The sequence below is a fragment of the Mucilaginibacter celer genome, assembly GCF_003576455.2.
Lineage (GTDB): Bacteria > Bacteroidota > Bacteroidia > Sphingobacteriales > Sphingobacteriaceae > Mucilaginibacter > Mucilaginibacter celer.
This window is the reverse complement of record NZ_CP032869.1, coordinates 4,231,790-4,245,851: the sequence shown is the minus strand read 5'-3', so window position 1 is coordinate 4,245,851 and position 14,062 is coordinate 4,231,790. Positions and strand designations below refer to the sequence as shown.

The 14,062-nt window shown below is 44.2% G+C and carries 15 protein-coding genes; 3 read left to right on the top strand and 12 right to left on the bottom strand.

Features of this window, described 5'->3' with window-relative positions; translation table 11 throughout:
* Nucleotides 1-119: 119 nt before the first annotated feature.
* Nucleotides 120-515, bottom strand: a complete 396-nt coding sequence (locus HYN43_RS17110) for a hypothetical protein (RefSeq protein WP_119410506.1) — start codon at nucleotides 513-515, stop codon at nucleotides 120-122.
* Between the two features lie 68 nt (nucleotides 516-583).
* Nucleotides 584-871 (bottom strand): DUF3892 domain-containing protein, encoded by a 288-nt coding sequence (locus HYN43_RS17105; RefSeq protein WP_119410505.1) that lies wholly within the window; start codon nucleotides 869-871, stop codon nucleotides 584-586.
* A 298-nt stretch (nucleotides 872-1,169) separates the two neighbouring features.
* Here HYN43_RS17105 and HYN43_RS17100 point away from each other — a divergent pair, with 298 nt between their 5' ends.
* Nucleotides 1,170-1,631, top strand: a complete 462-nt coding sequence (locus HYN43_RS17100) for a DUF4268 domain-containing protein (RefSeq protein WP_119410504.1) — start codon at nucleotides 1,170-1,172, stop codon at nucleotides 1,629-1,631.
* A 65-nt stretch (nucleotides 1,632-1,696) separates the two neighbouring features.
* On the opposite strand, the gene HYN43_RS17095 is transcribed toward HYN43_RS17100, so the two are convergent.
* From HYN43_RS17095 to HYN43_RS17060, 8 genes are all read right to left on the bottom strand, one after another.
* The gene (locus tag HYN43_RS17095; protein ID WP_119410503.1) at nucleotides 1,697-2,086 is read right to left on the bottom strand and encodes a response regulator; all 390 of its coding nucleotides are present in this window, start codon (nucleotides 2,084-2,086) and stop codon (nucleotides 1,697-1,699) included.
* Nucleotides 2,087-2,201: 115 nt separating this feature from the next.
* A complete protein-coding gene (locus HYN43_RS17090) occupies nucleotides 2,202-2,804 on the bottom strand; it encodes a TetR/AcrR family transcriptional regulator (RefSeq protein WP_119410502.1) in 603 nt (200 codons plus the stop codon).
* Nucleotides 2,805-2,834: 30 nt separating this feature from the next.
* Nucleotides 2,835-4,388 (bottom strand): DHA2 family efflux MFS transporter permease subunit, encoded by a 1,554-nt coding sequence (locus tag HYN43_RS17085; protein WP_119410501.1) that lies wholly within the window; start codon nucleotides 4,386-4,388, stop codon nucleotides 2,835-2,837.
* Nucleotides 4,389-4,456: 68 nt separating this feature from the next.
* Nucleotides 4,457-5,194 carry an SDR family oxidoreductase gene (locus HYN43_RS17080; RefSeq protein WP_119410500.1) on the bottom strand — a complete coding sequence of 246 codons (738 nt, stop codon included), beginning with the start codon at nucleotides 5,192-5,194 and terminating at the stop codon, nucleotides 4,457-4,459.
* A gap of 32 nt (nucleotides 5,195-5,226) precedes the next feature.
* Nucleotides 5,227-5,967: an SDR family oxidoreductase gene (locus tag HYN43_RS17075; RefSeq protein ID WP_119410499.1), complete on the bottom strand. Its 741-nt coding sequence runs from the start codon at nucleotides 5,965-5,967 to the stop codon at nucleotides 5,227-5,229.
* Between the two features lie 851 nt (nucleotides 5,968-6,818).
* Nucleotides 6,819-7,412 (bottom strand): LutC/YkgG family protein, encoded by a 594-nt coding sequence (locus tag HYN43_RS17070; RefSeq protein WP_245446934.1) that lies wholly within the window; start codon nucleotides 7,410-7,412, stop codon nucleotides 6,819-6,821.
* Entirely contained in the window at nucleotides 7,412-8,797 is a 1,386-nt protein-coding gene (locus HYN43_RS17065; RefSeq protein WP_119410497.1) for a lactate utilization protein B, read from the bottom strand. The genes HYN43_RS17070 and HYN43_RS17065 overlap by 1 nt, the downstream gene beginning before the upstream one ends.
* A complete protein-coding gene (locus tag HYN43_RS17060; protein WP_119410496.1) occupies nucleotides 8,797-9,534 on the bottom strand; it encodes a (Fe-S)-binding protein in 738 nt (245 codons plus the stop codon). The genes HYN43_RS17065 and HYN43_RS17060 overlap by 1 nt, the downstream gene beginning before the upstream one ends.
* A gap of 247 nt (nucleotides 9,535-9,781) precedes the next feature.
* On the opposite strand from HYN43_RS17060, the gene HYN43_RS17050 reads away from it, so the two are divergent.
* Nucleotides 9,782-10,003 (top strand): hypothetical protein, encoded by a 222-nt coding sequence (locus HYN43_RS17050; protein ID WP_119410494.1) that lies wholly within the window; start codon nucleotides 9,782-9,784, stop codon nucleotides 10,001-10,003.
* A complete protein-coding gene (locus HYN43_RS30980; protein WP_119410493.1) occupies nucleotides 10,003-10,350 on the top strand; it encodes a putative toxin-antitoxin system toxin component, PIN family in 348 nt (115 codons plus the stop codon). Before HYN43_RS17050 ends, HYN43_RS30980 begins: the two co-directional genes overlap by 1 nt.
* Before the next feature lie 93 nt (nucleotides 10,351-10,443).
* Here HYN43_RS30980 and HYN43_RS17040 read toward each other — a convergent pair whose 3' ends face one another.
* Nucleotides 10,444-11,094: an START domain-containing protein gene (locus tag HYN43_RS17040; RefSeq protein ID WP_119410492.1), complete on the bottom strand. Its 651-nt coding sequence runs from the start codon at nucleotides 11,092-11,094 to the stop codon at nucleotides 10,444-10,446.
* A 137-nt stretch (nucleotides 11,095-11,231) separates the two neighbouring features.
* On the bottom strand, nucleotides 11,232-13,901 hold the full coding sequence (locus HYN43_RS17035; RefSeq protein ID WP_119410491.1) for an alpha-L-rhamnosidase: 2,670 nt from the start codon (nucleotides 13,899-13,901) through the stop codon (nucleotides 11,232-11,234).
* Nucleotides 13,902-14,062 lie beyond the last annotated feature (161 nt).

Here is a 14,062-nt window from a genome sequence, read left to right as displayed (position 1 = left end):
AAGCTGAAAAGCTTTTGCTTTTACAACAAAACAAAGATCGGTTTAAAATAAAGGTGTAGGTTTGGTGAGGGGCTCAAAATTACTTTGGTGACGGGCTCAGCTTCAAAAAAATCGCCCAATTATTTAATCCTGCTAAAATAAGTAATATCAGTTCGTGACCTCATTCCCGGTTCCAGATCATTATTAATTTCTGTTAAAGTAAGGGTATCAGGATGCGGAAGGCCAATATTCCAACTTCGGTTATCAATTGCCGAATAGTGAAATTTTAAGGTTTTTAACGAATAGCCAAATGGACCGTCGCCTCCGTCTGACACGCCCGAATACTTCGATTGAAAGTTAAGTACCACATATGTGGAAGTATCGCCGGATATGATTGTTTTTCCATCTGTTGTTACAACAATTTTTTCATATCTGGCCTCCCGCCATTTCCCCTGCAGGTCGTTATAGGGAAGCTTATCTTTTTTGCACGAAAATAATACGGCGGCAACACAAATAATAGGTAGTAGTTTTTTCATAATAAGGTATTACGTTATGTTTCTTAAACGTGATACAGTACGTCTTATTATAATTTAAACATCTTCATTTAAACATCTTCAAGTGTTAAAAGATTATCTGTACCGGATTTATCCTTTAATGAACTCAGGTGTTTTTTACCACCATCTTCGGGTTTTACTACGGTAAGATAGGTTTTACCCCTTTCGGTACTTACATAAAATGCCTGGCTGTTGGCTTCGATACGTTTGATGGCTTCGGCAACAGAGATCACCACCCGCGGCCTGTCTAACGATTCGTAATAACCGATATGCGTTATTTGTTCAACAGCGCCTGATGTTTTGGGTTTATCGATACAATTTACCTGGTAGCTTGCCATAAATTTTTGTGTGATGAGTGGTAAAGATATTGTTTATTATGACAGATAGCGGTGCCTGTCGTTAGGGAAATCGCTTTTTAAAAAAATATACTATATGTGGCCTCACCTAAATCCTCTCCAAAGGAGAGGACTTTAAAATAAGATGCTCCCTCTCCTTTGGAGAGGGCTGGGGTGAGGCTTTTTCACGTAGAAATAGCAACTCTGATTTTTAAAAGCGATTTCCCTGTGCCTGTCGTTTGATTCAAGGCGCATTTATGTAAAAAGCCTTACATTTGTTTTTTTACAAAACAAGGCAAATTTGTACTCGAAAGAACAGGCAACCCAGTTAAAACAGGCATTCTGGACGGCATTAGGTCAATATCTGAAACCCCGGCTTTCGGCAGATGGATTGAAGATTAACTGGGTTAATTATAAAACGGGGATTAAACATCTTTACTTCAGGATGCAGGCCGATAATAAATCAGCCTTTATAGCTATCGAGATGAGCCATCCAGATACGGACATCCAGCAATTAATGTTTGATCAGTTTATGGAGCTGAAAAACATCCTTAACAGCCAGCTTGATGAAGAGTGGGAATGGCAACTGCACACCGTTGATGAAAACTATAAAACCGTAAGCCGCATTATTAAAACGCTGCCCGGCGTAAGCGTATTTAACCAACAGGACTGGCCCGCGCTTATTTCCTTTTTCAAACCCCGCATTATTGCTTTGGATGAATTTTGGAGTATGGCGCAGTATAGTTTTGATTTGTTCAGATAGATGTTACAACAAAGTAGTCATGCCGGAATTTGTTTCAGCATGACTTTTCTTTTTAATTTTCCTCTTTACGCCATATGCGCCACATCATCCCCGGCACCTAAAAAACAATGATTAACCGCATCAATAATATCGCTCAGGTTAAAAGGCTTGGCAATAAATGCGTCTGAACCATAGTTACCTAATGATTCCAGCACACGCGGGTAGGCCGATACCATTACCACCGGGATATGTGCCGTGGATGGCGTTGTTTTTAAGATGTGGCATAATTCGCCACCGTTTATACCAAATAATATGTAATCCAATATCACAAGATCGGCTTTGGCTGATAGCGCCGCCTTGCAGATGTCATCAGTATAGTTCAGTACCTCAACTTCATAGTGCTCCATTTCAAGAGCCTCTTTCATCACTTCCAGAATATCCTCGCTATCATCAAGGATTAAAATCTTTTTCGACATAAATAATAATTGGTAAAGCAGATAACGCTGGGAACGTTTCTTTTGTTTTCAAAGGTATATCCAATTATTGTCATAAACAAATAACAGCTTGTAGCTCTAATGATAATGCACTAATTTACAACTTCAAAGTATCAACCAGTTGCTGCACCGAGCCGAGCACAATATCCAGGTTGGCCGGCGAATCGGTAACTTTCGAGATCATAATGCCGCCCTCAATAAGCGCTATTATGCTCAAAGCGGTTTCGGTAGTTTTGATGCCGGGCTTTAGTTCGCCTGCTTCAATGCCCGCTTTTATCAGGTTTTCGATGCTATTTTTCCAACGGATTACAGCTTTGGCGGCTTTGTCTTTAAGCATAGGATTGGTATCATCAGCATCAACGGCGGTATTAAGTATAGGACAGCCGCCGGGGATAAAATCGCCGCGGGTAAAGCTGTGATACACCTGGGCATATACCATCAATTTATCGTGATAGGAAGTAGCCCGGGCAATACGTTCAAGGATCTGCTTACGCACCTTGCCCGAGTTATATTCAAACACTTCGGCAGCAACCTCTTCCTTGTTTTTAAAGTTACCGTAAATGCTGCCCTTGGAAAGGCCGGTAGCCTCGGTCAAATCAGACATGGAAGTGCCGGCATACCCTTTTTTATTGAAAACAGATGAGGTGCGCTCAATAATGAACTGGCGCGTACGCTCGGCTTTTGACAATTCCTTTTCCATAATGCAAATGTACCAACTGGTATTTAATTTTTAATGATCGCCGATAATAACAACCGGTCCGGCTTGTTTTTTACGGTTAATAACCAGCAACAACAATGGCATAGCTGCTAAAAACACCAAACCGGTGAACAGGTAGGCATCTAAATAACTTAACAAATAAGATTGCCTGTTGATGGTGCCGTCAACTACTGCAATAGCTTTTTTATGAGCATCGAAGCTGGAGAAACCACGGCCCGCAAAGTAATTGGTGAGTTTAGTTAGTCTTGCCGTAGCCTGGTCATTAAATGTGGTTATGTTGCTTAGTAAATCGCTGCGGTGCAAACCAAAACGCTGGGCCACATAAGTGTTGATCACCGCAATGCCGAACGAGCCGCCCAATTGCCGCATCATATTGTTAAGGGCCGTGCCCTGCGGGATATCTTTAGGTGCCAGACCCGATACTGCCAAAGCAGTAAGCGGCACGGTAAGCAAGGCTATACCCATGGCGCGGTAAATAAGCGGGCCCACTAAATCGCCGGGAGCTGCTTCGAGGTTTACCCGCGACATTTGCCAGGCAAACGAGATAAAAATAACAAAGCCCGAAGTGATGATAACTAACGGCGATACACCTCTTTTTAACAAAGTTGCTGAAAACAGCAGGCCAACAATAGCCAATGCAGCACCCGGCAATAGAATAAGCCCTGTTATAGTTGGCGGGAAATACAATACCCTTTGCGCCAGCACCGGTGTAAGAAACACCGATGTAAACAAGCCGAAACCGGTTACAAAAGTTAATACGGCTGCCACCGCCAGCGATTTGCTTTTCAGTACCCGCAAATCAATAACCGGATTGGGCGTGGTTAATTCCCACCAGATAAACGTGCTTAAGGCAATTATGGCAACAATGGTTAATACAATAATATATTTGGCCGCAAACCAATCGTCGGTTTCGCCGCGTTCCAACACGGTTTGAAGTGAGCCGATCCCGATTATCAGCAGCAGGATGCCCCACCAGTCCACACTTTTTACTTTGGCTGCAATTTCCGGTTCGGACACTAACAGCAGGCTTGATATGGTAACCGCGATGCCGATAGGAATATTGATGTAAAAAATCCATGGCCAGCTATAGTTTTCGGTTATAAAGCCGCCCAATGTAGGACCAATGGTTGGGCCTAAAAACACGCCCACGCCAAACAGGGCACTGGCAATGCCTACGCGTTCTTTACCATAAACTTCAAACACTATTGCCTGCGATACGGATAACAGTGCACCGCCACCTATCCCCTGCAAAAAGCGGAAAGCAACCAATGTCCAGATATTTGTAGCGAAGCCGCACAAGGCCGAAAAGAGGGTAAAGGCAATAATGGAGCCTATATAATAATTACGGCGGCCCAGTTTGGCGGTTAAAAAGCTGGTCATGGGTATTACAATAATATTGGCTATGGCGTAGGCTGTAATTACCCACGATGTGTCTTCGAGCGTTGCGCCAAGGTTGCCGCTCATGTAATTGAGGGCTACGTTTACTATGGAGGTGTCAATCAATTCCATAATAGCAGCGGCTATAACGGTGATGACGAGGATACTTTTTTTTAGTTGAGTGCTCATTGTGGTATTGATAATTTTCCTAAAAAATACCGATTGGTATTTTTTAGGAAAAAAAATAAAACCAGAGATTATCTCTGGTGCAGGGCTTTTAATGCTTCGGCCGGGTTTGATAAAAACAGGCGGTAAAATGGCTCGGTACCGGCCACGCGGATCTCAAAATTATCGGTTTCAAAACCGGCAACAAATTCATCAGCAACCTGCGAAGCGGGGATGCCGTTATGCCCACCAATCTCGGCCGAAAATTCGGTGTTAACCAATGGCGGCATCAGCTCAAATACTTTAACATTACTACCCTCTAAAGCGGCACGTAACGAAATGGTGTATGAGTGTAAAGCTGCCTTGGTAGCCGAGTAGGTGGCTGTTTGTTTGCCTGGAAGAAACGCCACGATTGACGATACGTTAACGATAGCTGCTTCGGGCTGTTGCTGTAAAACCGGCAGTAGTTTTTCGTTCAGGCGGATAACCGAAATGTAGTTGGTAAACATTTCTTCCTGCGCTTTTTCAAAAACGTTTTTTGTGGTAAGCAAATCGTTGATGGAAGCGGCACCTGCATTATCAATCACCACGTTCAATTGCGGGAAATCTTTGATAATGCGGGCGGTTAAAGCGTCAACGTCATCGCCGTTTGAAATATCCGCTTTAATGGCTGTTACATTTTGTAACTGAGCGGCAGCTTTATCCAAACGTTCCTGGTTGCGGCCGATAATGATAACATGGTTGTTTTTGGCTGATAGTTGTTTGGCTATTTCGAAACCTATCCCGGCACTGCCGCCGGTAATAAGTACTGTATTTTGCGAAGTTTTCATTGTTTGTTTTGTTTTATGAGGTTTTTGGATGTTTATTCGATTGAGTTGATGGCTTTTAAAGCAGCTTCAGGATCTGAGAGGTATAAGCGGTAAAACTGCTCGGTACCGGCTACCCTGATCTCGTAGTTATCACTTTCCAAGGATGCGATAAACTCATCGGCAACCTGTGAGGCCGGAATCCCTCTTTCGGCACCACCAATCTCGGCCGAAAATTCGGTGTTAACCAGCGGCGGCATCAGTTCAAATACTTTAACGGTGGTATTGCGTAAGGCCAAACGTAAGGCGCGGGTGTAGGTATGCAAAGCGGCTTTGGTAGCTGCATAAGTAGCTAAGCTGATACTTGGCGCAAAGGCTACGATTGATGATACGTTTACAATTGCGGCTTCAGGCTGTTGCTGAAGCGATGGTAGCAGTTTTTCATTAAGCCTTACTATCGAAAGATAGTTGGTGAACATTTCGGCCTGGGCTTTTTCAAAAATATCGCCGCTTATTAAATTGTTTAATTGTACCGCGCCGGCGTTGTTGATCACTACATTTAGTTGCGGGAAATCATTTTGAAGCCTGCTAACCAAAGCGTCGATTTCTGCCACGTTTGATACGTCTGCTTTAATAGCTGTTACATTTTGTAGTTGGGCGGCTGCTTTATCCAAACGTTCCTGGTTACGGCCGATAATAATGACGTGGTTGTTTTTTGCTGATAACTGTTTGGCAATTTCGAAACCAATACCGGCACTGCCGCCGGTAATTAATATGGTGTTTTGTGAGGTTTTCATTTTGTGCGTCGTTTAATTTTGACAATACAAAAATATACCGATCGGTATTATTTTTTATCATCGCTTTGTCATTGTTGTAAAATGTTGATTTTCAGGTTGAGTTGGATTGATGGTTTTTAGGGGTTGGGCACGCAAAGGCGCTGGGCGCAAAGGTTTTTAAGATTGCATAGTTTGAGATTTTTAAGCACGCAAAGGCGCAAAGCCGCAAAGATTTTTAAGATTGAATAGTTTGAGATTTTTAAGCGCGCAAAGAGGCTAAGGCGCAAAGGTTTTTGGGGAGTGAATAGTTTGAGATTTTTAAGCACGCAAAGGCGTTAAGCCGCAAAGATTTTTAAGATTGCATAGTTAGAGATTTTTAAGTGCGCAAAGAGGCTAAGGCGCAAAGGTTTTTGTATCTAATTTCTTGCATCTTGTTTCTTATAGTCCTGAATCTTTTCGCCAGCCGTCAGCAGGAAAACTTCGGGTGAAAGCGGGCAGAACAATGGTGGCCTTGAGCGTTGGGAAGGGGCATAGCTACTTTTTGCAGAAGGGTGGGGATGGAGCGAATGCAATGGGGCAAAATTTAGCAGCCCGTGGTTCTGCCCGGTTTGCAGGGTAAAGGCAAGCGTAGGGATAGCGGGTATGCCAGTGCGGCAAAGAAGCCTTCCTGGTGACTTGACTTTTTGGGTACTTTTGTGTCAAGACAAAAGTACCTGGCCCCGGCCCGGCCAAGAGGGCGACCGTGTTAGTTAATAGCGAGATACTTGTTGTTGGCCTCGCGCCAGCGTGAATAGCAAAAGGCTTTCGTTACTCTCGTTTAGGGAATAGGATTTAGAGCTAACATACAGCATTTGCAGCTTTATACTTAATGCTTAAGATAATATAAACACCGACAAACTTCTCGGTCCATGCGCGCCAATAACCAGCGATTGCTCAATATCCGCCGTTTTTGACGGCCCGGAGATGAACGATCCATAACCATAATCGGCATCGCCAATTGCCTGGTAGGCCTGCGCCATGGTGGGCACAAAATTATCTTTACCAATCACTACCGCCAGGTGCTGGGCAATAAAAGGCAAAACCCGACTGCCCATTTGCTTTTCGGTAAGCCAGAGCGCGCCGTTTTCGGCAACTCCAAGTTTGGTGCGGAGTATGGTGAGCTCCACATCGGCAAAGTTATGGCCGTCTTCAAACTTTACGGTATCTGTGTAAATGTAATCGCTCAACTCATCAAGGGCCGAGATGATCTTTACTCCGGGTTTAAAATCGTTTTTAAGGATTGTCTTTATTTCATCAAAACCACTTACTTCATGCACAAAAGTGCCGCCCGCTGTGGCAACCGTTTTATATTTGATTACCAGATCGGTTCTTACATCGGTTAAATTATTCAGCACATCCATATCCGGAAGTGGCATGGCAGCAGGCTGATTAAATTTTACAGCGGCTAATATTTTATCCCTGCTCATTAGTTTTTTGCTCCTTTCCTTTTGGCATACCATTCGCCAAAGCTCTCTTTCGGCGCCCGGGGCATCTCGCGCTGGTTGTACCACGGATTAAATTTATTACTAACAGCAAAGGGGGCGTATTTAAATACCAGTCTGCCGGTTTTGCCGCCCATACGGTATAAGGTTGGTGAGGCCAGTGTAATAGCCATTGCCTTCATAGCCATGCTTTTGGCTGTTGGTGTATAACCTGCCTTAACAATAACCTGCCGCCATTTATACAACTGATCATGAATATCAATCTTAACCGGGCAAACATTACTGCACGATCCGCAAAGCGTTGATGCAAAAGGCAGATCAGCATATTTTTTCATATCGAGGTTAGGAGCCAGGATGGAACCTATAGGTCCGGCTACAGCGGTATGGTAGCTGTGCCCGCCGCTTTTGCGGTAAACCGGGCAGGTATTCATACAGGCCCCGCAACGGATACATTTCAGCGAATTACGAAACTCTTCACGTCCCAACTGTACGCTGCGCCCGTTATCAACAATAACAATATGAATTTCGCCGCCGTTTTGCGGTTTACTGAAGTGGCTGGAATAGGTGGTAATAGGCTGCCCGGTGGCGCTACGTGTAAGCAAACGCAAAAATACGCCCAAATGCTTCCGCTCCGGGATGATTTTCTCTATCCCCATCGATGCGATGTGAATTTCGGCCAGGTGCGCACCCATATCGGCATTGCCCTCGTTGGTGCAAATTACAAACTCGCCGGTTTCGGCTACGGCAAAGTTAACACCGGTAAGTGCCGCGCGGCGGGTTAAAAATACCTCGCGCAAATGCTGGCGGGCAGTTTCGGTCAAGATCTTCGGATCCGATTCACCTTTAGCCGAGCCTAAATGCTGGTGGAATATATCACCTATCTCTTCTTTCTTTTTGTGGATGCAGGGCAGTACAATGTGGCTTGGCGGTTCGTTGGCCAGTTGTACAATGCGTTCGCCCAAATCTGAGTCAATTACATCAATGCCCTGCTCTTTCAGGTATTCGTTCAGGTGGCACTCTTCGGTAAGCATCGATTTGCTTTTCACCATTTTGCTGATGCCGCGTTGTTCGAGCAGGTTATAGATGATCTGGTTATGTTCGGCGGCATCCTGAGCCCAATGCACTATAATGCCGTTTTTGGTTGCGTTGGCCTCAAACTGTTCTAAATAAGTGCTCAGGTTGGAGAGCACATTGAATTTTATTTGCGATGCGGTTTCGCGCAGCAGTTCCCATTCGGGCAGGTTGTTTGCTGCAATATCGCGTTTGGCGCGTACCCACCACAGGGTTTCGTCGTGCCAGTTTACACGTGGTTCGTCGCGGTTAAAGTCGGCGGCTAATTGCGGGTGATGTTTATCGGTAGCGGTACTCATTACAGGCTGTTATTTAAAATTTCGGCTACGTGAATAACTTTAACATCGCTGTTTTGGCGGCGGAGGATACCCTCGAGGTGCATAAGGCATGAAAGATCGGCCGAGGTGATGTATTGTGCCCCGTGCGATGTATGATCGGCCACGCGGTCTTTACCCATTTTGGCCGATACTGCTTCTTCAACCACGCAAAACGTACCGCCGAAACCACAGCAATCGTCCTGGCGACCCAGGCTTACCAATTCAAGTCCGCTTACCATATCCAACAGTTGGGCCGGTTTGCTAAAAGGTTCGGCAACCAGCTCGCTCATCTGGGCAATGCGTAAACCGCGCAGGCCATGACAGCTTTGATGTAAACCCACTTTGTATGGAAAACTTGCGCCAAGCTGCTTCACTCTTAAAATATCAACCAGAAACTCCGTTAGCTCATAAACCTTTTTGCGGATCCCGGCAGCCTGCTCTTCCTTACCATCGGCATGCAAATGCTCTTTAATATGCAGGGTACAACTGCCCGAGGGGCAAACAATATAATCGTACTCCGAAAAATTATCTACAAATAAACTGTTACAACCGCCGGTTAAATGCTCATAGCCCGAATTGGCCATAGGTTGCCCGCAGCAGGTTTGATTTTTAGGATAGTGAACCTCGCAGCCCAGTTTTTCCAACAACTCGAGGGTGGCAATAGCCGCCTGCGGATAAAACTGATCTACATAACAAGGAACAAACAAGGCAACTCTCATCGTTTACACGTTTACTTTATTGGTTAAAGCAATAATAGCGTTTATAATCAGCACAACCATCCTTTGGTATCCTGTACCCGGTTTTACGGTTATACACTAAACATCGAAAGTACAGCTAAGCAGCTTAACAGTTTTCAATTTTATTTGCAAAATGTTGACGTTTATTTGCAGGAATGGAGGGGAAGCGTGGGGACGGTTTTGACGTTATCTGATAAATTAAGTAAATTTGCTTATAAAGATTGGTAAAATGGCAACTCTCGTATGGAAATCTCATACAGAACTTAATCCTATACAGATTAGTTTGTTACGATTGTTCAATCGTCCAATGTCTGAAAAAGAGACATTGGAGTTGAAAAAGGTATTAACAGATTATTACGCCGACAAACTAGAAGAAGAATTAAATAAAGTAGTGGCAGAAAAGGGATATACTCAACAGGATTTTGATAAAATGCTTAACGCAGATAGCTAATGCGGGTAGTTATCGATACAAATTGTCTTCTTGCTTCTATCCCTTCACAAAGTCCTCATTATTGGCTATACAAAGCATTTAGAAATCTCAACTTTGAATGGCTCATAAGCAATGAAGTACTTACGGAGTACAATGAACTGCTTTCCTCATATTATTCTACCCAGACTGCCGAGATTGTGTTAGATTTATTGAGTGTCGCGCAGAATGTTATTTATATCGAAGCCTATTTTAAGTGGAATTTGATAACAAAAGACCCGGATGATAATAAATTTGTAGACCTAGCTATAGTGGGGAATGCAGATTATATCACAACAAATGATAAACATTTCGATGTTTTAAATAATTGATTTTCCTAAAATTAATGTCGTGTCTCTCAATTCTTTTAAAGAGATTATTGAGGGTAACTAGATGCTATGTTCCGTTTCCGAAGCACGATGCAGTTAATCTTGTATATAAGATAACTTCACATCCTTATAAGCAGGTTTCAATAACTGCTTCTTTAAACCAATAAAACTTTCAGTAGGCCCCTGCGCTGCAAACATGTTAATGAGCCAGGCCGGTACCGAACCTCCCGGATCAAGGTGCAGGGTATAAACTATGCTTACGTGGCTGCTGTCAACAGGTGTAATTACCCATCGCCCGGTTGAATGTTCAACCCGCACAATGCCGTCCTTTACGGGCATCATGTCTGATACAACAGGGGCATCAATGGTAACAACCTTGGTTTTAGCATCCTGGGTAACCTTAAGGTGCGCTATAAAATCGCGGTTATGCACGGGCCAGGGTATGTTAACTTCCGAGTAATAATAAATATCCGAAGGAGAGACAGTTTTAATAACAGTGGCTGATTTGGTATGATAAACCCATTCGCCGCAGGTTTTAATATCCATTAGTACGGCCACCAGTTGGGCAGGCGTAGCGTTAAGGGTGCATTCAACCTTTATGGCTTTAATTTTTGAATCGGCAATGTGGCGGGTATAAACTTTTATGCCATCCTTGTTGCTGCTTAAAGCCCAGGGTTCATCAGGAGTATTGGCAGCGGCAAACCTGGCTGCGAATAATAAAATTGCGATAGTAAATATTCTGTACATGGTGGTAACATGTGTAAATAAGGGTGAGGCAAATTTATATAACAAAAACAGGCCGGGTTGCCCCGGCCTGTCAATAAAAGGTCATTTGATGTATGCAGATTGCCAAATATGAAAATGCTATGGCAATTGCGGGGATATTATTTCACCTCGAACACATAACTGCCTGCACTTACTTTGTACAATGAAGGATTGTTAACAGGTTTGCCATTAAGCGAAACTTTACCTGCAGGAAAACTGATAGCTGCCGTTGAGTTTGCCGGCACTTTTACCTTATAGGTTACCATATCGCCATTGCGTTGCCATGAAGAAACGATTTTGCCAAACGGCCCTTTGTGAGTTGCGGTAAATTCATTTAAACCCGGAGCAAAGTGCGGTTGTAACAGCACGTTTTTAAAACCCGGATGTTCCGGATCAGGATGGATACCTGCTATACCTTTGTAAAACCAGGCACCAATCTCACCAAACATAATGTGGTTAAGGGAGATATCCGATTTGGCATCAATAGCCCAGTTTTCGTACAAGGTGGTGGCACCGTTCACCATCCACCAGCCCCACGATGGGTAGGTTTCCTGCGAAGCTATCCGGTAAGCAACATCCGAATGCCCATTATCACTCAATGCGCTTAAGATAGCTTTAGCACCCAATATTCCCACATCCAAATGGAAATTATCGGCAGCTACGCGTTTAGCAAGATTATCGGCTACCTTGGCTTTCATATTATCGGGAGTAACGCCCCAATAAAGCGGTACACTCAATTCGGTTTGCAGGCCTTTGCCGTAGATACCGGTTGTTGTATCTAAATATTTAGCATTGATGGCTTTTTTGATTTTATTAGCTAACGCCGAGTATTTTGCATAATCAGCCGGTCTGCCTAATATTTTAGCTGCCTTAGCCAAAATATTGGCATCGGCATAGTAATAAACTGATGAGGTTAGTTCAACCGGCGATACCGATTTTACCGGTACCCAATCGCCCAGGCCCCAGGTTGTTAGGCCTGTTGGATAAAGCTCATCAATATGATTTACGTATTTTTCGATAGCGTTGTAGCTATCGGCCAGCAGCTTGCTATCGCCATAAAATAAATAAATATTGTAGGGGATAATGGCGATGGTGCTGGTCCAATCTGGTCCGTTACCCCATTCGTAGCCCCAGCCACCGGTTGGGATTATGGATGGAAGTACACCGTTAGGTTGCTGCTCGTCGCGGTGATCGGCCAGCCATTTTTCATAAACAGTAATACCGTCGAAGTTGTACAAACCGGTTTCGCTGGCAATATGGGCGTCGCCTGTCCAGCCGTTCTTTTCGCGCTGAGGGCAATCGGTAGGGTAGCCGAACAGGTTGCTCAGATAGCTATTGTTAGTAGCCGACCAGATCTGGTTAATAACCGGGTTAGATGCTTTTACGGTACCGATGGGTTCAACATCGCTATGCATAAAAAACGCCTTGATATTCTCTTTGCCAATGGTGATCGGCTTGCTGCTGCTTACCTCGATGTATTGAAAGCCCTTGTAATTAAAGCGAGGCGAAAAAGTTTCTTCGCCATGGCCGCCCAAAATAAAAATATCGGTTTGGAACGGATCTTTGTCATCGGTAGGGCGATAGTGCAGATCGATGTTTGACTGATCAACATGGCCGTTTTTATTTAATCGCTCGGCATGTTTCAGGCGGATCACCGTGCCCGAATCGCCTTTAACGGTGATCTGGCTTACACCCGAGATATTTCGTCCCATATCAAACACCCAAACGTCGCTGTCAAGTTTAGTGACACTTTTTGTGCTGATGGTATCAACCGCACGGATAGGCTGCATGGCCTGCGATACGATGTTCATGGAAGGGGCCGAGCGGTTGATTACAGGCTTCCATTTGCTGTCATCAAAATTGGCGGTGTTCCAGCCCGTTTGCTCCAGTCGACCATCGTAATGTTCGGCAGTATAAATACTGTTGAAAACAACCGGGCTTAGTGAGGTTTTCCAGTCAGTGCCCGATTTTACGGTTTCAACCGAGCCATCGGTATAAGTGATCCGCAGATCCATACAAAAAGCTGGCCTGCCACGCCATGGGGCCTGGTGAAAATACCAAACCGCGGTACTCTGGTGGTTGTACCAGCCGTTACCTAATAACACACCCACAGCGTTTTTGCCGTTTTGCAGCTGCGAAGTAACATCATACGAAACATAAAGCGTCCGCCTGTCGAACCGGGTATACATTGGGTCGAGGCGGTGGTTGCCAATTTTTTTGCCGTTTAAATAAAGCTCATATAAACCGGCAACAGCGATATAAGCCCTTGCCGAGCGGATAGTTTTATCAACTTTAAAAGTATTGCGGAAATAAGGCGCAGGGTTAACCGCAATACCCTTGTTATCGCTGATCCATGATCCTTTCCAGTTTTGCATCCCCATCATGCCCGTTTCAAAGCTGCTTACGGCCGATGGCGCGATTTTTTTACCAGCCTGGCCCCAAAGCTGAACTTTCCAGTAATATTTGGTAAAAGGTTTTAATGTTTGGCCATTATAAATAGCCAGATTGTTTGATGAAGCAATTTTGGTTGTAGCTAACATATTGCCTTTACCACTAACTATCGCTGTAGAATCAGTCCCCACAAAAAGCTGGTAAGCGGTTTGGGCTGCGCCCTGTGCTTTATCATTCATTAACCAGGTAAGGCGCGGGTGTATAGCATCGATACCTATTGGCTTAACCAAATATTCGCACTTAAGCCCAAAAGCAGTAGGGGGTTGAGCATAGATACGGGTAGAAAAACAAAACAAAAGGATAATGCAAAGCGAAAGCTTACATAAAAGGTGTTTCATGCTGGTTAAGATAGCGGTTTATACAATATTGGCCAAAGCCTATGATATGTTGTCACAATTAACAATGTTAACAGGATGGGTTGGGATTGGCATCCTGAACTGTCTTATTTTGTCTGAACTCGAATTTATAGAATGAAGGAATAGGCAGAATGCCAAGCAAA